This is a genomic window from Streptomyces sp. NPDC058576 (assembly GCF_042718715.1).
GTDB lineage: Bacteria > Actinomycetota > Actinomycetes > Streptomycetales > Streptomycetaceae > Streptomyces.
This window is the reverse complement of the sequence record NZ_JBHXPF010000003.1, coordinates 227,787-246,946: the sequence shown is the minus strand read 5'-3', so window position 1 is coordinate 246,946 and position 19,160 is coordinate 227,787. Positions and strand designations below refer to the sequence as shown.

Here is a 19,160-nt window from a genome sequence, read left to right as displayed (position 1 = left end):
CCCGTCGCGGGTGGGCCCTCTCCCGCACCGGCTGATGTCGAGGCGAACGGGGACAGGGCGATGACCGAAGGACCGAACACCGACCCCGCGGAGCTGCTGAAAGGGCTGACCGTGGACGGCCGGCGTCCCGAGCAGCCCGTTCTGCTGGACGATCAGGGCCGCCCGATCGAGACGTGGCGGGAGAACTACCCGTACGACCGGCGGGTGCGCCGCAAGGAATACGAGCGGGACAAGCGCGTCCTCCAGATCGAACTGCTCAAGCTCCAGCGCTGGGTCCGGGAGAGCGGGCAGCGGCTGGTGGTCCTGTGCGAGGGCCGTGACGCCGCGGGCAAGGGCGGGACCATCCAGCGGTTCACCGAGCGGCTCAACCCGCGTGGCGCGCGTGTGGTCGCCCTGGAGAAGCCCACCGAGCGGGAGAGCGGGCAGTGGTACTTCCAGCGCTATGTGGCCCAGCTCCCGACCGCCGGGGAGATCGTCTTCTTCGACCGCTCCTGGTACAACCGGGCCGGTGTGGAGCGGGTGATGGACTTCTGCACCACCGAGCAGTACGAGCATTTCCTGCGGCAGGCCCCGCAGTTCGAGCGGATGCTCGTCGAGGACGGGGTGCTGCTGGTGAAGTTCTGGTTCTCGGTCTCGCGCAGCGAGCAGCGGACCCGGTTCGCGATCCGGCAGGTCGACCCGGTCCGCCAGTGGAAGCTGTCGCCCACCGACGTGGCCTCGTTGGACCTGTGGGACGAGTACACGGCCGCGAAGGTCGCGATGTTCCGGGCCACGGACACCGAGTACGCGTCCTGGACCGTGGTCAAGAACAACGACAAGAAGCGCGGCCGGCTGGAGGCGATGCGCAGCCTGCTGTGGCGTCTCGACTACGACAGCAAGGACGAGAAGACCATCGGACCCCCGGATCCGCTGATCGTGGGTCCGGCGGACACCTTGCTGGAGCCCGGCGAGGAGCAGGCGGTTCTCTCGCCGACGCCGCTGACCGGCCGGGCGCACGGGCCGGGCAACCACCCTGAAGAGGCGTGAGCCCACCCCTCCTGACGCAGCGAATCCTGGTTCTCCACCGGGCCGGTGGAGAACCAGGATTCGTCAACCAGAAGTCGCTCGAACAGGAGAACAAGAGAATCGCACGCTTGAGCAATTCCCTTTCCCGGGGGCCGGACATTTCCCGGGGCGCGGGACGGGTGTCACGCGGTGATCTTCTTCGGGTCGACCACGTCCTCGGCGGCGGGCTTCTGCGCGTCGACCTTCTTGCCGAAGTCGCTCAGCACCACCTCACCCGGCGCGTCCCCGCCCTCCGTCACCGTCTTGAGGACATAGGGCTCGCCCTCGGTGGCCACGTACATGGTGATCTTCTCACCGTTCGACTGCTTCTTCTCGAGAATCAGCGCGGGCTGCCCGTCCACCTCCGTGGTATCCCCCTTCTTCATTCCCTCGCGCTCGGACTTGTCACCGTCCATCGAGGCCAGGAAAGTCTGCTTGTCGCACATCCCCTCCATGCCGGACTGCCCCTGCTCGGACTCCACCCACTTGCCCTGCACCTGCTTGACCACGTCATCCGTGCCGGGCCGGCCCTTCAGGCTGTTCTTCCAGAACTTCTCGTCACCCCGCACATAGACGCTCTGTCCGACCTGGAGGACGTCCGCCTTCGCGCCCTGGCCGGTCATCGTGCCCGTACACCGGTCCTGATCGTCGATGTGGAAGTCGAGGGCGATCTCGTTTCCACCCGGCTGTCGCACGCTTCCCGCGATACGGACGGATTTCGCGTCCCGCGTCGCCTTGACCGCGTCCGCCGCGATGGTGTCCGCGCTCTTTCCGTCGAACGTTTCACCGGATCCCCCATTCCCCCCGCACCCCACCAGCGCCGCCGCACCCAAAGAGACCGAAACCGCGACCAGCATGACCTTCTTCATCGTTTTCCCTCCCTGAAACGAGAAGAGCCCTCCCCGGGCCCTATGCAGCCCGGGTACCCGGGCAAAGCGGAATATCACTCACGTATTTATCGACGGAGTCCGCAATGGGCCCGGCGGCACCGGGAAATTTCCCGCGGACATGAAGCAGACATGAATCCGGCGGTTCGGGACACGCTGACAGTTCGACCCGCCGACCATGCACCGCGCCCCGTCCGGTCGGCGTCTTCGCCGGACCCGCGGGGCGAGCGAGCGACCAACGCGCGAAAGGAGGTACGGGCGTGAGCAACGCAGCTCCCGTGCGTCGCACCGCGGTCGCGTCGGACCCCGTCGGCGCGGCAGCGCGGACGCCCGGCAGCGCTGCCGAGGCGCGAGACGCCGTCGCAGAACTGCTGGCATCCGAGTTCTGCTCGCTGGCCGGGGAGTCCCAGTCGGACGTGGTGGTGGCGGACGCTCTGCTGATCACCTCGGAGCTGGTGACCAATGCCGTCCGGCACGGTGGTGGCCTCACCGGTTTCTCGGCGCGGATCACCGAGAAGGGGCTCCGCATCACGGTCGACGACGCGGATCCGGGCTTCCCCGTGGTGCGGGAACAGCGCGGGGCCCAACTCGGCGAAGGCGGCTACGGCTGGCCGCTGGTCCGTCGGCTGGCCTCGGAGGTGTCCGTCACCCCGCACGGGGAAGGCAAGCGCATCGTGGCCGTCGTGGCCCTGTTCTGAGGGGCCGGCCCCGGGGAAGGCCCGCCCCTCGGTCTCAGGCGGCGGCCCCGTCGGTCGGCGCGCAGGGGTCGCCGGGTTCCTCCCGGACGCCTGACGTCCCCCCGGCCGGCGCGGAATCCGACGGGGAGGGGGACGGGGTGTCGCCGGGGTCGGGGCAGCCCGGGTCGGTCTCGCCGGGGTCCGGCGGTGTGGTGGGCCCGGTCGGGTCGGGGCTGGGACTCGGGCCCGGGTCCGTCGGGCCGGGGCCCGGGTCGGTGGGGTCGGGGCCGGGGCCCGGACCGGGGTCGGTGGGGTCGGGGCCCGGGTCCGTCGGGTCGGGGCTGGGACTCGGGGAGCCGGGGCCCGTGGGACGGGGCGTGGGGGTCGGACTCGGCGGCCGGGTCGGCTGCGGTCCGACAACGACGCCTCCGCCGCCCTTGCCGGGCGGTTCGGGAGCGCCGGGACCACCGACAGGGGCCCCTGGCCGCGTCTTCCCGCCCGGGCCGGGGCTGACCGGGAGGACGCCCTCGCCGTCGGCGACCGGGTGGCTGCCCGTGCGGTAGAAGTCCAGCCAGGACAGCACCGTCCGCAGATAGGTGTCGGAGCGGTTGTAGCTGAGGATCGCCCGGTCCAGGTCGGCTCGGCGGGTCAGATCGCGCGGACCGGCACAGAGGTAGTGCCCGGCGGCGAGCGCCGCGTCGTAGATGTTGTTCGGGTCCCGGCGGCCGTCGCCGTTGCCGTCCGCGCCCCAGGCCGCCCAGGTGGACGGGATGAACTGCATCGGCCCGACGGCCCGGTCGAATGTACGGTCGCCGTCGTACGCCCCCGCGTCGGTGTCCCGGATCAGCGCGAAGCCGTTGCCGTCGAGCGCGGGACCGAGGATCGGGGCGAGCGTCGTCCCGCGCGCGTCGACCCGGCCGCCGGACGCCTGTCCGGACTCGACCTTGCCGATCGCCGCGAGCAGTTGCCACGGCAGCCCGCAGCCAGGATCGCTGCGGCCGACCATGCTCGCGGCCTTTCGGTAGGCGGCCAGCACGGTGGCCGGGATGCCCGCCTCGGACCAGGACCGGGCCGGCAGCGGATCGGGTTTCGCCCCGGGCTTCGGGGGCGCGGGCGGCTTCGGGGACCGCAACGGCGGTAACTCGGTGTGGTAGACGTCGTCGCCCGGCACCTCGGTCCATACGACGTCGTCGGAGGACGCCGCCTTCTCCGGCCGGGGCTCGGGCAGCGTGAGCCCCGGGGCCTGGGACGCGGTGAGCGCGGTCATCGCGGCGACGGCGGTGGCCGTGGTGCCGAGCCGGCGGCGCACCGTGCGGTTGAAGCTCATGGGTGCTCCCTCAGGTCTCAGCGGGTGAACGTGTCGATCGCGGCGATCAGCCAGGCGTCCCCTCGGCGGACGGCGTCCACGGCGAACATGGCCGCCGCGTACGTCGTCTCCTCGTCCTTGCCGGTACGGGTGTTGCTCTGGTCCGCGAAGATCAGCAGCCGGGCGCGGTCGCCGTCGAGGAACTCGACCCCGCTCTCGGTGACGGTGGTCGTCAGGACGAGCTTCTGCTCCGGAGCCTGCTCCCGTACGTCGGCGAGCATGTCCTTGTGCTGCCGCACGGCCCGGCCGGTCAGATAGGTGCTCGCCGCGCGGTCGGACCGGGCGGGCGAGGCGTAGTCGTAACTGAACACCGCGCCGACCGCCTCACTGATCCGGCCCTTCACCTCACTGGTCCGGCCGATGTCGGTGAGCGCGGTGTTCTGCCGGGCGGGCTCGTCCCGCAGGTTGTCGGCGGAGGCGAACGCCCAGGCGGCGAAGGCCCCGAGGAGCACGGTGAGCGCGCAGAGCACGGCGGGCAGCGTGCGGCGGAGGCCGGCGGCGGTGGGGCGGGAGGCCTCCGTCGGGGCGGCGGGAGCGGGCCCGGTGGCGGCTTCGGGTGCATCCGGGTCGGCGGCAGCCGTGTCGCGGGCGGCGGCGCCTGCCGCTGCCCGCGGTTCGGGCTCGGTCTCCGTGTCCGTGGCCGCGGCGGCCGGTTCGTAACCCGGCTCCGTCCCGGCCCCCGCCGTACGCGAGGGCGTCGTGGCCAGCCGGCGGCGACGGTTGACGAGGTGACGGGTCGTCGACATGGGTGGGGTCCTCTCGGGGCGTGCGGGGCGGGATGCGGCGGGGGGCGGCGTGGAGGTCAGCCGGCCGTGGAGCCGACGGGCGCCTGGCCCAGCGCGCTGAGCTTCCACCCGCCGGCGGTCCGGGTGAGGCTGCCGAGCAACCGGCTCTCCTTCACCGCCGGTTCACCCTTGGGCGCGGTGACGGTGACCCGCAGCGCCACCATCACCCCTGCTCGTCCCGCCCGTTGGTCCAGCTCGGTGACCGCGCCGGACAGCACCTTCGCCGTGCTCACCGTCTTCGTCTCGGCTATCTGCTGGGCGAACGCGTCGCGCCCGTCCACGAGTTGGCGGTGGAGGTCACCCGTGGTGGACTGCTCCCAGCTGTCGAGCCCCTTCTCCAGCGACCGGTGGTCCAGGGTGTTCATGTTCTGCACCGCCTGCTCCCCCGCCGCCAACGCGTCGTTCCGCGCCTGTGCGAAGGACGCCGCGTCATCGTGCGAGGCCTCGTAGCGCTGCCAGCCGCCCCAGCCCGCCGCTCCGGCCGCGCAGAGAGCCAGGGCCAGCGCGGCGAGCAGCAGCGGGTTCCTCGTTCCCGCGCGCGAAGTCGGGGGTCCCTCTGCGGTCCTGGTGGTCTCGGCGTTCTTCTCCGCCGTCCGCTGCGGTGCCATGTGGTGCCTCTCCCCTGCCTGCCGAACCGGACCGGTGCGCCGTCGCCGCCGGGCCGCCGTCATGTGGAGCCGATCTCGACGATCCACCAGCGTCCGTCGCGCAGTTCGGCGGTCACCGTGAGCTGCGCGGAGGCGGTGGTGGGGGTGCGGTCCCGGCGCTCGTAGACCTGGTCGAGGAAGACCAGGAGGTGCGCGCTGTCGTCGGTCAGCCGGGTCACGCCGGCCCGGACGACCTCGGTGGTGAGCGTCAGCTTCTGGTCGGCGGACTGCCGCTCGACCTGGCCGAACAGTGCCGCGTACTGCTGGAGCGCCTTGCCCGCCAGGACCTCTTCGGCCGCCGCCCGCGTGGTGGCGGTGGCTCCGGGGCCGTACGAGAAGATCTTGCTGAGCGCGCTGCTGACGTCGCCGGTGACGCGCGTGGTCGCTTCCGCGTCGGTGAGCGCGAGGTTCGCCGTGGCCGGGGTGTCGCGCAGTTGGCGTCCTTCGGCGAACAGGGCGCCGCCCGTGGCGAGAAGGGCGACCGTGAGCAGTGCGCCGAGGAGGCGCGGCCACCGGCGGCGGGTCGGGTCCGCCCTGTTTCCGGGTTCCGTCGCCACCGTTTCGGCCTCCCGGGCCTCGGGGCCGGGGTCGAGGGCGGCCTCGCTGTTCACCGTCGTCGTTCCTCCGCTCGCTCTCATCGGCCGCCGCCCGTCCCGATCGCCGTGAGCGCCTTGACCTTCCAGCCCTCGGCGGTACGGGCGAGGGTCGCCCCGAACCGCTTGCGCTGGGTGCCGGCGGCGCCGCTGCGCGGGGTGACCTCGACGTCCACGGTGGCGATCAGCTCCGCCGTGCCGGTGCGCTCGTCCAGTGCGGTGAGCGCGGCCGAGGTCACCTTGGACCGGGCCGTGTCACCCGCCGCCGTCAGGGACTTGGCGTCGGCTTTCCGGGTGCGCTCCAACTGGTCGCGCAGCGGTCCGGTGGAGGAGTCCTGCCAGGCCCGCAGCCCGGCGTCGACGCGCTTGGCGTCCTCGCCGTCCAGGCTGTTCAGCGTCGCGAGGTGCCGCTTGCCGTCGGCCAGGGCCGTGTCGCGTGCCTTCGCGTACGACAGTGAGCGGTCTCCGCGCGCCTGTCCGTACGACCAGGCCCCCAGCCCGCAGAGCAGGGCGGCGACGAGCAGGACGGCCCAGCCGGCCCGGCGTCGGGTGCGGGGGGTCATGAGCCGCCTCCCAGGCCGAGCAGCCCGGCCATGCCCTCGGCCGGCGGCTGGGTGGTCGCCGATGCGCCGGCCACGGCTCCGGGCAGCTTCATCGAGCCCGGGACGGCCGGCTTCGGCACCGGGCCGCCCTTGGGGGCGTTGGCGCTGCCCCGGACGTTGATGCCGGTGCCCGGCGAGGACGTGCAGCGGGCGGCGGTGTTGACGGCGGGCCCGGCCGAGGTGTTGAGGCCGTTGCGGTAGACCGTGCCGCCGTAGCCGGCGGTGCAGGGCAGCGGTTCGAAGAAGGTGAGGGACATGCCGAACCGGGCGCCGTCGTCGTCGACCGCGCTCGCTCCGGCCGCGGCGACGGCGGGGAGCTTCACGAGGATTTCCTCCAGGCCGCGTTGGCGGGTGACGGCGACCTCCGACGTGGTGAGGAGGTTGGCGACGACGACGCCGAAGGCGGGGTCGAGGTCGCGCAGCAGTCCGCTGATCTGGACGGCGGCGTCCGGGGTGGTCGCGATCAGGCGGCGCAGGTCGGCGTCGGAGCCCTTGAGTTCGGCGGCCAGCTCCTTGGCCCCCTTGGCGAAGCCCTTGAGGGCCTGCCCCTGTTCGGCCTGGGTGCGCAGGACCTTCTCGCCGTCGGCCATCAGCCGGGTGGTGACCGGCAGGGCCCGGTCCGCCGCCTCGACGAAGTCGCCACCGGTGTCCAGGAGGACCTGGAGGTCGTCGCCGCGTCCTTCGAAGGCGGCCCCGAACTCCTCGACGACGGTCCGCAGGCTCTCCAGGTCCACCGAGCTCGCCAGGTCGTCGACGCTGGTGAGGACGTCGGTGGGGGGCGCGGGGATGGTGGTGTCGGCCTCGTCGATGACCGAGCCGTTGCCCAGGAAGGGGCCCTCCGTGCGGGTGGGCCGCAGGTCGACGTACTGCTCGCCGACCGCCGAGAGGTTCGCGACGACGGCCGTGAGGCTGTCCGGGATCCGCGGGGCGCCCTTCTCGATCCGCAGCTCGGCCTCGACGCCGTCCTCGGTCAGCTCGATGGGGCCGACGCGGCCCACGGAGACACCCCGGTAGGTGACGTTGGAGTGGGTGTACAGGCCGCCCGTCTGCGGGAGTTGGACCGTGACGGTGTAGTAGCCGCGAAGTCCGACGTAGTGGCCGAGATCGGCGTACCGCACGCCGAGGTAGCCGAGGACCAGGACGGCGATGACGAGGAAGGCGAGGTTCTTCAGCCGGATGGCGAGAGTGATCACGGTGTCGCCTCCTTCGTGGTCCTCGGTGTGCCCGGCACGGCGGGCAGCGGCAGCGGAAGCGCGTTCCGGGTCGCTGCCGCCGCGCCCTCCCCCTCGGCCGGGGGCAGCGGAATGCCGGGCTCGTCCGGAGTGAGCGGGGGGATGATCTGCGTACCGGGCACGGCCGTCACGTCCAGGTAGACGTTGAGGTAGTCGCCCTTGACGCCGCGCAGCACCTCGTCCGTGAAGGGGTACGTCAGCAGCACCTGGAGCGAGTCGGGGAGGTCCTGGCCGGAGTCGGCGAGCGCCTTGAGGGTCGGGGCGAGCGCCTTGAGGTCGGCGATCATGTCGGCTTTGCTCCGGTTGATCGTGTCGACGGCCACGGTGGACAGGGTGTCCAGGGAGCGCAGCATGGTCAGCAGGGAGCCGCGCTGCTTCTCCAGGACCTTGAGCCCGGGGCTGAGCCCGGTGAGGACCGTGCCGATGTCCTGTTCGCGGGTGGCGAGGGTGGCGGCGAGCCGGTTGACGCCGTCGAGGGCCTGGGTGATGTCGCCCTTGTTCTCGTCCAGGTCGGTCACGAGCGTGTCGACCCGGTTGAGGACGGAGCGGATCTGCGGTTCCTGTCCGGCGAGCGCCTTGTTGAGTTCGGTGGTGATGGTCTTGAGCTGGTTGACGCCGCCCCCGTTGAGGAGCATGGACAGGGCGCCGAAGACCTCTTCGACCTCCGGGTTCCGGTTGGTGCGGGAGACGGGGATGCGCCCGGCGCCGGCGAGCGATCCGCGTGCGGTGCCCTCGGGGGGCGGGGCGAGCTGGATGAACTTCTCGCCGAGCAGACTGGACTGTTCGAGCCGGGCGTAGGCGTTGGCGGGGAGTTCGATCCTCCCGTTGACCTGCATGGTGACCCGGGCCCGCCATCCGCCCGGGGCGAGCTCGATCCTCGTGACCCGCCCCACGGACACGTCGTTGACCTTGACCGAGGACTGCGGGGCGAGGCTGAGGACGTCGCCGAACTCCGCGGTGACCTCGTAGGGCCGGTCGCCGAGGTCCGCGCCGCCGGGCAGCGGGATCTGCTCGATGCCGGTGAAGGAGGGGGCGTCGGGGCGGACCACGACCAGGGCGATCAGCGCTCCGGTCGCGAGCAGGGCGACGGCGGCGACGGCGGCCCGTGCGGCCGGTCTGCGACGGGCGTCGTCGTTCATCCTTCCGCCCCCTTCTTCTCGCCGGACGTGCCGGACGTGCCGGGCTGCTTGCCCGGGGTGCCGGGCTGCTTGCCGGGGGTGCCGTAGACCGTGCCGACCTCCGGCAGCGGCAGGACGGGCAGCGCCTTGCGGCGGTCCGCGTCGACGGGGGCGAGGCCGGTGAGCCGGCCGGCCACGGCGGCGGCCCCCGGGTCGATGAGCGGTCCGCCCATGGACAGTTCGTTGAGGTTGGTGCGCCCGTTCAGGGTGCGGTTGGCCGGGTCGTAGGCGTTGAGGACGTTGCCCGCGGCGAGCGGCAGGGTGTCCATCGCCTCGGCGAGCGAGGCGCGCTGGTCGACGAGCGCCTGGGTGACGGGCACCAGGGCCTCGACGTTCTTCTTGAGCGAGCCGCGGTTCTTGGCGATGAAGGTCTTGACCTGGCCGAGGGCGGTGCCGAGTTCCTTCAGGGCCGCGCTGAGGTTCTTCTTGTCGTCGGCGAGGAAGGAGGTGACCGTGTTCAGCTGCTGCTCGGCGCTGCGGACGTTGCCGTCGTTCTCCTCGAGCATGGTGGTGAAGCGCTGGAGGTGGGTCAGGGTGTCGAAGAGGTCGCCGCTGCTCCTGTCGAGCGTCTTGGTGGCCTTGCCGAACTGCTCGATGGAGTCCCCGATGGCCTTGCCGTTGCCGTCGAGGTTCTTCGCGCCGGTGTCCAGGAGGCGGGCTAAGGCCCCGTCCGCGTTGGCTCCGTCGGGGCCGAGCGCGGTGGAGAGTTCGGTGATGGAGGCGTACAGCTCGTCGACCTCGACGGGGGTGGCGTTGCGGGCCGCGGGCAGCACCGCGTCGTCGGCGAGCCGGGGCCCGCCGTCGTAGGCCGGGGCGAGCTGGACGTAGCGGTCGGCGACGAGGCTGGGGGCGACGACGACGGCGTGGGCGTCCCTGGGGACGTCGATGCCTTCGTCGAGGCGCAGCACGACCTTCACCTCTTCGCCGCGGGGTTCGACGGAGTCGACGGTGCCGACCTTGACGCCGAGGATGCGCAGGTCCGACCCCGCGTAGACGCCGGTGGCCCGGTCGAAGTAGGCCGTGACGGTGGTCTTGCCGTCCTCCTCCAGCGCGCTCACGCCGGTGGCGGCCGCGACGGCGACGAGGGCGAGTCCGGCGGCGATGCCGGTGATGCGGGTGCGTCTCATGTCAGCGGCCCCCTTGCTGCCGGGGTGGCATGCATCCGGTCGCCGGGGGTGTACCGGCGGGGAGGTAGTTCTTGGGCACGACGCCGCAGACGTAGTTGTCGAACCAGCGCCCGCTGCCGAGGGTGTTGCCGACGAGCCGGCTGTACGAGCCGGTCGTGGCGAGGACCTTGTCCAGGTTCTTGCGGTTCTTCACCAGGACGGCGGTGACGCGGCCGAGGGAGGCCAGGGTCGGCCCGAGCTGCTTGTCGTTGTCCTTGACGAGTCCGGTGAGCTGGGTGCCGAGGTCGCGGGCGCCGGTGAGCAGCAGGTGGATGGAGTCGCGGCGGGCCCGGATCTCGCCGAGCAGCAGGTTCCCGTCCTCCAGGAGCGTTTCGAAGCTGCTCTTCTTCCCGTCGAGGGTCCGGGTCAGCTTCTTGCTGCTGCTGAGCAGGGTGGCGAGCTGGGCGTCGCGTTCGGAGACCGTACGCGAGAGGGCGGAGAGCCCGTCGGCGGCGCTGCGGACGTGGGGCGGGGAGTCCTTGAAGGTGGCGGAGATCGTCTCGAAGCTCTTGGCGAGCTGATCGGTGTCGATCTCGCCGATGGTCTCCCCGAGCCCGTTGAACGCCTGGGTGACGTCGTACGGGGAGGTGGTGCGGCTCGCGGTGATGCGGGAGCCGGGGTCCTGCGGGGCGTCGCCGAGCGGGTCGACGGCGAGGTACTTCTCCCCGAGCAGGGTCTTGATGGCGATGCCCACGGTGGAGGAGTCGCCGATCCAGGCGTCCTTGACCCGGAAGTCGACCCGGACCTTTCCGCCGTCGAGGGACACCCCGGTGACCTCGCCGACCTTCACTCCGGCGATCCGTACCTCGTCGCCGTCGGCGAGTCCGGCGGATTCGGTGAAGTCGGCGCTGTAGGAGGTGCCGCTGTCGACGAAGGGCAGGGCGTCGGCACGCCAGGCGGCGAGGCCGAGGAGGGTCAGGACGAGGAGTCCGACGAGGGCGACGGCGACCGGGTTGCGTTCCCGGATGGGTGTGATGCTCATGCCAGGCACCTCGGTTGGGTGATCGCGATGCCGCCTGGCGGCGTGCTGCCGTCGTCGTGGGTGACGCCGCTGACCTTCGCCTCGCAGAGGTAGAGGTTGAGCCACGATCCGTAGGACGTCAGCCGGCTGATGGCCGCCATCTTGGCCGGGGTCTTCTGGAGGAAGTTCTCGATCTGCGGGGTGCCCTTCTCCAACTGACCGCTGAGCCGACCGAGTTCACGAATGTCGTCCTTGAGGGGCTTCCGGCCGTCCTGGAAGAGGTCGGCGGTGACGGTGGTGAGCGCGCCCATCGCGGTGATGGCCTCGCCGAGCGGTTTGCGGTCGCCGGAGAATCCGGTGACGAGCTTCTGGAGGGTGACGACGAGGTCGTCGAAACCGGCCTCGCGGTCGTTGACCGTCTTGAGGACCGTGTTGAGGTTCGTGATCACCTCACCGATCACCTTGTCCTTGGCGGCGACGGTGGTGGTGAGCGAGCCGACGTGCCGCAGGATGCTGTCGACGGTGCCGCCCTCGCCCTGGAGGACCTGGACGATGGAGCCGGCGAGCTGGTTGACGTCGGGCGGCGACAGCCCTTCGAACAGGGGCTGGAAGCCGTTGAAGAGCTGGGTGAGGTCGAGCGCCGGGGTGGTGCGGGAGAGCGGGATGGTGTCCCCGGGCGCGAAGCTCCGGCCGACGGGTCCGGCGCCCCGGTCGAGGTCGACGTACCGCTGGCCGACCATGTTGAGGTATTTGATGGACGCCGTCACCGAGGCGGGGAGGTCACGCCCCTTGCGTACGGCGAAGGCGACCTCGGCGACCCGCCGGTCGGCGACCCGCACGGATTCGACCTGGCCGACCTTCACCCCGGCGATCCGGACGCTGTCGCCGGGGATGAGGCCGGTGGCGTCGGTGAACCGCGCCTGGTACGTGGTCGTGTCACCGACGCCCGTGTTGGCGATGGAGAGCCCGAGGACGGTGGTGGCCAGCACGGTGACGACGATGAAGACGAGGGACTTGGTGATCGGTCCCGCGAGGGAGCGGCGTTTCACTTGAGCTTCACCTCCGCACCGCGGAAGGCCGGGCCGATGAGCACGCTGCTCCAGTCGGCGAGGTCTCCCGGCCGGACCTTCAGCGAGGGCGCGACCAGTTCGTTGACGAGCTGGGACTCCTGCGGCGAGTTGGGCAGTCCGAGCGCGGTGTCGGTACCGCCGCCGGCATCGCTCCGAGCGGCGGGGGGTGCGGTGACGTCGACGGCCCGGCGGCTGTCGGCGGTCGGTGCGTGCTTGCCGACGTACGGCACCGAGTAGCAGCTCGGCCCACCGGTGGCGTTGTAGACCGGGGTGTCCCGGCCGGGGACGTACTTGCCCTTGGAGGGAACGGACTTGACCGATACGTGGAGCCCCGGCTCGTTGGTTCCCTTGCCGAGCGCTTTGTCCATGGCGGGCACGAATCCGGCCATGGTGCGCAGGGTGCAGGGGAACGACTCGGCGTATTCGGCGAGGAGTTCGAGGGAGGGGCGGCCGGCGGCGGAGAGCCGGATGAGGTTGTCCTTGTTCTCCCGCAGGAAGGCGGTGACGTCCTGCGCGGCGGCCGTGGTGGTGCCGTGGAGCCCGGCGAGCCGTGCCTCCTGGTCGGCGAGGGTGGAGCTGGTGACCGTGGCGTCGGTCAGCGCGTCGAGGACGTCCGGCGCGGCATCCGCGTACAGCGTGCTCACCTTGACGAGTTCCTTGATGTCGGCGTTGAGGGTGGGGAGTTGGGGGTTGAACTTCTTCAAGTGGCCGTCCAGCGTGGTGAGCGTCTCACCGAGGCGTTCTCCGCGTCCCTCCAGCGCCTGGGATACGGCGCCCAGGGTGGCGGAGAGCTTCTCGGGCTTCACGGCGGTCAGCAGCGGCAGGACGTTGTCCAGGACCTGTTCCAGCTCGATGGCGTTGCTGGAGCGGTCCTGCGGGATGACCGCACCGGACCGCAGGGTGGTGCCGGTGGGGATGCGGGGCGGGACGAGCGCGACGAACCGTGCGCCGAAGAGGGTGGTGGGCAGCATCTGCGCGGTGACGTCGGCGGGGATCTGTCCGAGCTTGTCGCGGTCGATGGCCAGGGTGAGGCGGGCGCCCTCGCCGTCGGTGGCGATGGAACGGACCTGCCCGATGACGACGCCGCGCAGCTTCACATCGGCATGCGCGTGCATCTCGTTGCCGACCGAGCCGGTGCGGACGGTGACGGTGGCGTCGTCGGTGAAGTCCTTCTCGTACACGGAGACCGAGACCCACACCAGGACGGCGGGCACCAGCAGGAAGGTGACTCCGGCCAGGCGTCGGCGGACCGTGCGGGTGCTGGATGTGCGCATCAGCCGGCCACCTTCACCGTCGTCGTGGCGCCCCAGATGGCGAGCGAGAGGAAGAAGTCGGTGACGCTGATGAGGACGATCGCGTTGCGCACCGAGCGGCCGACCGCCACGCCCACCCCGGCCGGTCCGCCGGTGGCGTGGAAGCCGTAGTAGCAGTGGGCGAGGATCACCAGCACGCTGAAGATCAGCACCTTCAGCACCGACAGCAGCACGTCCTGCGGGGAGAGGAAGAGGTTGAAGTAGTGGTCGTAGGTGCCCGCCGACTGACCGTTGAAGAAGATGGTGATGTAGCGGGAGGCGACGTACGAGGAGAGCAGCCCGATCGCGTACAGCGGGATGATCGCGACGACTCCGGCGATGATCCGGGTGGTGACGAGGTAGGGCATGGACCGGATGCCCATCGCCTCCAGGGCGTCGACCTCCTCGTTGATCCGCATCGCGCCGAGCTGGGCGGTGAAGCCGGCGCCGACGGTGGCGGAGAGGGCGAGTCCGGCGACCAGCGGAGCGATCTCCCGGGTGTTGAAGTAGGCGGAGATGAACCCGGTGAACGCCGAGGTGCCGATCTGGTTGAGCGCCGCGTAGCCCTGGAGTCCGACGACCGTGCCGGTGAACAGGGTCATGGCGATCATCACGCCGATGGTGCCGCCGATGACGCCGAGCCCGCCGCTGCCGAAGGCGACCTCGGCCAGCAGCCGCTGGACCTCGCGCACGTAGCGGCGCAGGGTGCGCGGGATCCAGAGAAGGGCCCTGACGTAGAAGGTGAGTTGGTCGCCCGACCGGTCGAGCCAGTTCAGCATGGCCATCGGTCAGCTCCCCTTCGCGGGGACGATCTGGAGGTAGATCGCCGTGAGGACCATGTTCACGAAGAACAGCAGCATGAAGGTGATGACGACGGACTGGTTGACCGCGTCGCCGACGCCCTTGGGGCCGCCGCGCGGGTTGAGGCCGCGGTGGGCGGCGACGATGCCCGCGATGAAGCCGAAGACCAGGGCCTTGAACTCGCTGATGTAGAGGTCGGGCAGCTGGGCGAGGGCGGAGAAGCTCGCGAGGTACGCGCCAGGGGTGCCGTCCTGCATGATCACGTTGAAGAAGTAGCCGCCGAGCGTGCCGACCACCGAGATCAGTCCGTTGAGCAGGACCGCGACGAGCATGGTGGCGAGCACCCGGGGGACGACGAGGCGCTGGATGGGCGAGACGCCCATGACCTCCATCGCGTCGAGTTCCTCGCGGATCTTGCGGGATCCGAGGTCGGCGCAGATCGCGGAGCCGGCCGCGCCGGAGATCAGCAGCGCCACGATGAGCGGGCTCGCCTGCTGGATCACCGCGAGGACGCTGGCGCCGCCGGTGAAGGACTGGGCCCCGAGCTGCTGGGTGAGGGAGCCGACCTGGAGGGCGATGACCGCGCCGAACGGGATGGAGACGAGGGCGGCGGGCAGGATGGTGACGCTCGCGACGAACCAGAACTGCTCGATGAACTCCCGTACCTGGAAAGGCCTGCGGAAGATGGCCCGGGCCACGGCGACGGCGAGCGCGAACAGTTTCCCGGTCTCGCGGAGCGGGGCGAGCAGCCGGGAGGGCCGCCGCTGCCCGGGCGAGGCGGAGGCGCTCGCCTCCGGGCCGGTGGCCGGCGGGGGCTTCTCGGGCGGCTCGGGCGGCCGCACCGGCATCGGGGCGGTCACGCGCGCGCACCTCCCGCGGCCGGGGCGTAGCTGTCGAGGATCGCCGTACGGGCGGCCTCCGGCAGCCGGCCCATCATCGACATGACCCGCTCGCGGCGGCGCAGCGCGCCCTGGCGTACCGGCATCCCGGGCGAGGGCTCCAGCTGCGGGACGACGGTGCGGGGGCCGGTGGGGAGCGGGGCGGTGTCGGCCTGCTGCTCGGCGGCGAGGGTCGCGGCGTCCTTCTCCTCGGACATGCCGATGGGTCCTTCGCGGCGGCCGGCGAGGAACTGGGAGACGACCGGGGTGTCGCTGGTGAGCAGCACCTCGCGCGGCCCGAAGGTGACGAGGTTGCGGCAGAACAGCATCCCCATGTTGTCGGGGACGGTGGCCGCGATGTCGAGGTTGTGGGTGACGATCAGCATCGTCGCGTCGATCTGGGCGTTGAGGTCGATGAGGAGCTGCGACAGATAGGCGGTGCGGACCGGGTCGAGGCCGGAGTCCGGCTCGTCGCAGAGGATGATCTGCGGGTCCAGGACCAGGGCGCGGGCGAGTCCGGCCCGCTTGCGCATGCCGCCGGATATCTCACCCGGCAGCTTTCCCTCGGCGCCGAGGAGTCCGACGATGTCGATGCGCTCCATGACGATGCGGCGGATCTCGGATTCCTTCTTGCGGGTGTGCTCGCGCAGCGGGAACGCGATGTTGTCGAAGAGCGACATGGAGCCGAACAGGGCCCCGTCCTGGAACATGAGGCCGAAGAGCTTCCGGGTCTCCATGATGTCGCGCTCCGAGCTGCTCACCATGTCGACGCCGTTGATGAGGACGCGTCCCTGTTCGGGCTTGAGGAGCCCGATGATGGATTTCAGAAAGACGGTCTTTCCGGTTCCGGAAGGACCGAGCATGACGCTCACTTCACCGGCGGGCAGGGTGAGGCTGACGTCCTGCCAGATGTTCTGCTTGCCGAAGGATTTCGTCAGGCCCTCGACGACTACTTCGATTCCCATCGGCCCTCCCTCGAAGTGGCGGTGAACGTGTTCATCGTTAAGCGCTCCGGCTCTGAAAAAAGCGATGGCGGCTCGTCACACATGCACCAGGGGGCGCACGTTATGTCTGCCGAAACCGCCAGGGCAAGCCGTTGAACAGCGGATTTCGACGAACCTGTGGCTGGGATTGGATCACTTGTCATTCGGTGACAAGGCCGGTTCCCGTCCTTGTCGAAATCTGCGCAAGCACCAGAGTGTTCGGCCCGCGGCTTCCCGGGACCGGAGCGGAGCGAACCGGCACCCAGCAACCCCGACGAGCAGGTACGCAGGCGCTTTCGACCGGCACAGCTGGGACGCTACGGGCCGGTAACCTTACTTCGCAATACTGGGTACAGATTTTCCTCGGCGAGAATTCATGTGGGCCGGATGATTGTTGTCGGGTGAGTAATCCGCGTGCCAAACCTGTCGGATGATGAGGAATCACACGGCCGGGCGTCCCGTTCCGGCGGACAGGAAAAAGCCCTTCCGGTCCCCGGGGGAGGACCGGAAGGGCTCGGTCGCCTTTCACCTGCCGACGGACAGGGAGCGTCGCGCGCTCACCGTTCGGGCTCCGGCTTCCTCGGCGGGCAGTCCGGCCCCTCCGGGTTCGTGGCCACACACAGGGGCGCCTGCGTCATCTTGGTGTAGTTGTCGGCCTTCTTGCCGGGGCTGGAGATGGCCGAGGTGAAGATCGGGTCGAGGTCCTCGGTCGCACCGCACCCCTCGAACGGCGGGATGTGGGCGTACCCGGTCAGGGTGCCGCCGTACGCCACGAGGTAGCCGGCCGGGGGGTAGCTCTGGCCGTACCCCCTCAGCACCTGCTCGAAGGGGCGTTCCGTGCGGCAGTCGGGTCCCACGTCCAGGGGCACTCCGTTCACCTCGACGTCGGACAGCCGCATGACGAGCTGGGCGGTGACCGTGGTCTCCTCCGGGTAGGTCGGCGTGTTGGTGACCGTGTGCGTGTGGATCGCGGCCGGGGGGCCCACCTGCTCCAGCGTCATGGTGGCGGTGGTCGGCATGAACCCGTAGCTGAGGAACGTGGCCTTCGTCGGGGGGAGCTGGCGGCGCCCTTCGTAGTCGAAGTTCACCTCCGAGCTGACGTCGACGGTCGAGGCGCAGGAGTCGTTGATGTACCGCTTGTTGAGCACCACCTTCATGAACGCGGGACCCAGCGCCGCCGCGCCGTCCAGCTTGGCGGCGTTGGCGTAGCCGGCCGCGTATGTCTCGGCGGTGGTCATCACCCACTCGGGCGGGATCTCGATCGGGCAGCTGCCCGGGTCGTCCTCCAGGGCTCCGAGCCGTTCCTCGGTGAGGGCGTCGATCTTCTCCCGTGCGGTGGGCGGGAGCCCCTCGGCCGGGCGGGTCGGGGTCGGGTCCGGCGCGGGGTCGCTCTCCCCCGGCCGGGGTGCGGGGGCGGTGGGGTCGGTGCCGCCGCGGACCGTGATCGCGGCGAGTTCGGGGTCCTGGCCCGGGACCGGTTCGCAGGCGACGTCGAGCCCCGGGGGCGTGGTCGGCTCACCGGCCTCCGTGAGCGAGGACAGCGAGAGGGCGAGCGCGGCGGGGGCCAGCGTCGCACGTCCGGGGCTGCCGAACGAGACCGTCGGCACGTCCCCCGTCGCGATCAGGGTCAGTTCGCCGTCGCCTGCGCCATCGCCGTCGCCGTCTCCATCGCCATCGCCATCGGCGGGTGCGGGCAGGGCTGTCGGCGGGGCTGTCAGGTCCTGCCAGGAGGCGTCCGCGTACCGGTCGCCGACGGTGTTGCGGACGGTGAGCCGCGCGACGGCCGACAGGGTGGCGGCGTCCAGATCGGCGAACCGGGCGAGCGCGGTCGGTGGCAGGCTCACCTCGACCGCTACCTGATCGGGGCGGATCTCCTCGCCCGTGCGGGCCGAGGTGGGCAGCACCGCCGAGACGACGACGTCCACCTCCTCGGGCCCGGAGGGGAACGGGCAGGCGTAGCGGAGGGCTACCTCCGAGGTCTGTTCCGCGGCGGCGGACTCGGCGCTGGGGACGAGCGCGGTGGCGACGACGAGCGCCCCGCCCACGGCCCAGTGGATCGGTCGTCTCGCCGCGGCGCGTGCATCGACGGTCATACGGATGTGTCCTTCCGGCGCGCGTGGGCCCTGCGGATGGGCGGCTGCGGAGCGGGTACGGTACGCACGCCGACGACGCCTGGGAAGGGCGGGGTTCGCGATCGGATCACCGGCGTGCGGGCTTTGGCAGCCGGTGACAAAGTGCCGCCGCGCCCTTGTCGGCGAGTGCGCGAAAGCGTGCCCGGCCGTCGGGTGCGCACGGCCGGGCACGACGTTCAGAAGCGGTACGTCATCGGAGCGGGATCAGCCGCTGATGACCGGGGACTTGCCCGATGCCGCGTTCACGATGGTGTACAGGCCCTGGAAGCTGGCGGTGGTGCCGACGATGCCGCAGCCGCCGCCGACCTTGTTGGCGATGGACAGGGTGAGCCCGCCGCCCGCGGTGTTCAGGGTGCCGTTGCTGCCGCCCGCGGTCGGGTTGTTGTACTTGGCGGCGACCTTGCCGGTCACGTCGAAGGTGCAGGGTCCGAGGATGCTGCTGCCGGACACCTTCGCCTTGATCGCTCTGATCTCACCGGTCGTCTGGCCCGTGGAGTTGGTACCGGCGCCCGCCGCGTAGTCGAGACCCCAGATCTCCCACGGCGGCGTGGTGGTCACCGTCCACGTGGAGCTGAACGGCCCGGTGCACGGCGAGTTGAACGAGATCGCCGAGATGGACGCGAGCTTGGCCGGGCTGCCGGCGACCGGGGAGGTCGGCGCCGAGCCCGAGGCGGCGGAAGTCGCGCACTGGATCTTGTTGCCGTTGTTGTCGGTCAGGACGGTCACTCCGGCGCTGCCGTTGAAGGCACCGGTCGGGCTGATCGTCCAGCTGGTCGGCGCGGCGACGGCAGACGGGGCGGCCAGGACGACGGATGCCGCGGCGGCACCGATCGCGGTCAGGACACCGGTTCGCTTGAACATGGGGG

Annotated in this window: 19 protein-coding genes; 2 read left to right on the top strand and 17 right to left on the bottom strand. The window is 71.0% G+C overall.

From position 1 onward, the window contains the following. Positions 1-60 precede the first annotated feature (60 nt). Positions 61-1,026 carry a polyphosphate kinase 2 gene (gene ppk2, locus ACFWRV_RS04090; RefSeq protein ID WP_384327848.1) on the top strand — a complete coding sequence of 322 codons (966 nt, stop codon included), beginning with the start codon at positions 61-63 and terminating at the stop codon, positions 1,024-1,026. Between the two features lie 161 nt (positions 1,027-1,187). Here the strand turns inward: ppk2 and ACFWRV_RS04085 are convergent, their stop codons facing one another. Then, complete coding sequence (locus ACFWRV_RS04085) at positions 1,188-1,913, bottom strand: hypothetical protein (RefSeq protein WP_384327846.1); 726 nt, start codon at positions 1,911-1,913, stop codon at positions 1,188-1,190. A gap of 278 nt (positions 1,914-2,191) precedes the next feature. Here ACFWRV_RS04085 and ACFWRV_RS04080 point away from each other — a divergent pair, with 278 nt between their 5' ends. Continuing rightward, positions 2,192-2,629 (top strand): ATP-binding protein, encoded by a 438-nt coding sequence (locus ACFWRV_RS04080; RefSeq protein WP_384327843.1) that lies wholly within the window; start codon positions 2,192-2,194, stop codon positions 2,627-2,629. Between the two features lie 34 nt (positions 2,630-2,663). Here ACFWRV_RS04080 and ACFWRV_RS04075 read toward each other — a convergent pair whose 3' ends face one another. The 16 genes from ACFWRV_RS04075 to ACFWRV_RS04000 all read right to left on the bottom strand — a co-directional run bounded on the left by ACFWRV_RS04075 (position 2,664) and on the right by ACFWRV_RS04000 (position 19,155). Beyond that, positions 2,664-3,935: a lytic transglycosylase domain-containing protein gene (locus ACFWRV_RS04075; RefSeq protein ID WP_384327840.1), complete on the bottom strand. Its 1,272-nt coding sequence runs from the start codon at positions 3,933-3,935 to the stop codon at positions 2,664-2,666. A 17-nt stretch (positions 3,936-3,952) separates the two neighbouring features. Then, entirely contained in the window at positions 3,953-4,720 is a 768-nt protein-coding gene (locus ACFWRV_RS04070; RefSeq protein WP_384327837.1) for a hypothetical protein, read from the bottom strand. Between the two features lie 56 nt (positions 4,721-4,776). Then, positions 4,777-5,274 (bottom strand): nuclear transport factor 2 family protein, encoded by a 498-nt coding sequence (locus tag ACFWRV_RS04065; protein WP_384327998.1) that lies wholly within the window; start codon positions 5,272-5,274, stop codon positions 4,777-4,779. Positions 5,275-5,426: 152 nt separating this feature from the next. Continuing rightward, the gene (locus tag ACFWRV_RS04060) at positions 5,427-6,017 is read right to left on the bottom strand and encodes a hypothetical protein (protein WP_384327834.1); all 591 of its coding nucleotides are present in this window, start codon (positions 6,015-6,017) and stop codon (positions 5,427-5,429) included. 23 nt (positions 6,018-6,040) lie between these two features. Beyond that, positions 6,041-6,562 (bottom strand): hypothetical protein, encoded by a 522-nt coding sequence (locus ACFWRV_RS04055; protein WP_384327831.1) that lies wholly within the window; start codon positions 6,560-6,562, stop codon positions 6,041-6,043. After that, positions 6,559-7,794: an MCE family protein gene (locus ACFWRV_RS04050; RefSeq protein WP_384327828.1), complete on the bottom strand. Its 1,236-nt coding sequence runs from the start codon at positions 7,792-7,794 to the stop codon at positions 6,559-6,561. Before ACFWRV_RS04050 ends, ACFWRV_RS04055 begins: the two co-directional genes overlap by 4 nt. Beyond that, the gene (locus tag ACFWRV_RS04045; protein WP_384327825.1) at positions 7,791-8,972 is read right to left on the bottom strand and encodes an MCE family protein; all 1,182 of its coding nucleotides are present in this window, start codon (positions 8,970-8,972) and stop codon (positions 7,791-7,793) included. Before ACFWRV_RS04045 ends, ACFWRV_RS04050 begins: the two co-directional genes overlap by 4 nt. Beyond that, on the bottom strand, positions 8,969-10,138 hold the full coding sequence (locus ACFWRV_RS04040; protein ID WP_384327822.1) for an MCE family protein: 1,170 nt from the start codon (positions 10,136-10,138) through the stop codon (positions 8,969-8,971). Before ACFWRV_RS04040 ends, ACFWRV_RS04045 begins: the two co-directional genes overlap by 4 nt. A 1-nt stretch (position 10,139) precedes the next feature. After that, on the bottom strand, positions 10,140-11,159 hold the full coding sequence (locus ACFWRV_RS04035) for an MCE family protein (protein WP_384327819.1): 1,020 nt from the start codon (positions 11,157-11,159) through the stop codon (positions 10,140-10,142). Then, entirely contained in the window at positions 11,156-12,187 is a 1,032-nt protein-coding gene (locus ACFWRV_RS04030) for an MCE family protein (RefSeq protein ID WP_384327816.1), read from the bottom strand. The genes ACFWRV_RS04035 and ACFWRV_RS04030 overlap by 4 nt, the downstream gene beginning before the upstream one ends. After that, a complete protein-coding gene (locus tag ACFWRV_RS04025) occupies positions 12,184-13,482 on the bottom strand; it encodes an MCE family protein (protein WP_384327813.1) in 1,299 nt (432 codons plus the stop codon). The genes ACFWRV_RS04030 and ACFWRV_RS04025 overlap by 4 nt, the downstream gene beginning before the upstream one ends. Beyond that, positions 13,482-14,285 carry an MlaE family ABC transporter permease gene (locus tag ACFWRV_RS04020; protein WP_384327809.1) on the bottom strand — a complete coding sequence of 268 codons (804 nt, stop codon included), beginning with the start codon at positions 14,283-14,285 and terminating at the stop codon, positions 13,482-13,484. Before ACFWRV_RS04020 ends, ACFWRV_RS04025 begins: the two co-directional genes overlap by 1 nt. A gap of 3 nt (positions 14,286-14,288) precedes the next feature. Next, positions 14,289-15,161, bottom strand: coding sequence for an MlaE family ABC transporter permease (locus ACFWRV_RS04015; protein WP_384327806.1), 873 nt, complete (start codon positions 15,159-15,161; stop codon positions 14,289-14,291). Beyond that, the gene (locus ACFWRV_RS04010) at positions 15,158-16,144 is read right to left on the bottom strand and encodes an ABC transporter ATP-binding protein (protein ID WP_384327803.1); all 987 of its coding nucleotides are present in this window, start codon (positions 16,142-16,144) and stop codon (positions 15,158-15,160) included. Before ACFWRV_RS04010 ends, ACFWRV_RS04015 begins: the two co-directional genes overlap by 4 nt. Positions 16,145-16,719: 575 nt before the next feature. After that, positions 16,720-18,255 (bottom strand): DUF6801 domain-containing protein, encoded by a 1,536-nt coding sequence (locus ACFWRV_RS04005; RefSeq protein WP_384327800.1) that lies wholly within the window; start codon positions 18,253-18,255, stop codon positions 16,720-16,722. A 243-nt stretch (positions 18,256-18,498) separates the two neighbouring features. After that, a complete protein-coding gene (locus tag ACFWRV_RS04000) occupies positions 18,499-19,155 on the bottom strand; it encodes a hypothetical protein (RefSeq protein WP_384327797.1) in 657 nt (218 codons plus the stop codon). Positions 19,156-19,160: the final 5 nt, after the last annotated feature.

Excerpts from the sequence above, each read along its gene's own strand:
- ppk2 (WP_384327848.1), top strand. The coding sequence starts at position 61 with ATGACCGAAGGACCGAACACCGACCCCGCGGAGCTGCTGAAAGGGCTG.
- ACFWRV_RS04085 (WP_384327846.1), bottom strand. The coding sequence starts at position 1,913 with ATGAAGAAGGTCATGCTGGTCGCGGTTTCGGTCTCTTTGGGTGCGGCG.
- ACFWRV_RS04075 (WP_384327840.1), bottom strand. The coding sequence starts at position 3,935 with ATGAGCTTCAACCGCACGGTGCGCCGCCGGCTCGGCACCACGGCCACC.
- ACFWRV_RS04070 (WP_384327837.1), bottom strand. The coding sequence starts at position 4,720 with ATGTCGACGACCCGTCACCTCGTCAACCGTCGCCGCCGGCTGGCCACG.
- ACFWRV_RS04055 (WP_384327831.1), bottom strand. The coding sequence starts at position 6,562 with ATGACCCCCCGCACCCGACGCCGGGCCGGCTGGGCCGTCCTGCTCGTC.
- ACFWRV_RS04045 (WP_384327825.1), bottom strand. The coding sequence starts at position 8,972 with ATGAACGACGACGCCCGTCGCAGACCGGCCGCACGGGCCGCCGTCGCC.
- ACFWRV_RS04040 (WP_384327822.1), bottom strand. The coding sequence starts at position 10,138 with ATGAGACGCACCCGCATCACCGGCATCGCCGCCGGACTCGCCCTCGTC.
- ACFWRV_RS04035 (WP_384327819.1), bottom strand. The coding sequence starts at position 11,159 with ATGAGCATCACACCCATCCGGGAACGCAACCCGGTCGCCGTCGCCCTC.
- ACFWRV_RS04025 (WP_384327813.1), bottom strand. The coding sequence starts at position 13,482 with ATGCGCACATCCAGCACCCGCACGGTCCGCCGACGCCTGGCCGGAGTC.
- ACFWRV_RS04020 (WP_384327809.1), bottom strand. The coding sequence starts at position 14,285 with ATGGCCATGCTGAACTGGCTCGACCGGTCGGGCGACCAACTCACCTTC.
- ACFWRV_RS04010 (WP_384327803.1), bottom strand. The coding sequence starts at position 16,144 with ATGGGAATCGAAGTAGTCGTCGAGGGCCTGACGAAATCCTTCGGCAAG.
- ACFWRV_RS04005 (WP_384327800.1), bottom strand. The coding sequence starts at position 18,255 with ATGACCGTCGATGCACGCGCCGCGGCGAGACGACCGATCCACTGGGCC.
- ACFWRV_RS04000 (WP_384327797.1), bottom strand. The coding sequence starts at position 19,155 with ATGTTCAAGCGAACCGGTGTCCTGACCGCGATCGGTGCCGCCGCGGCA.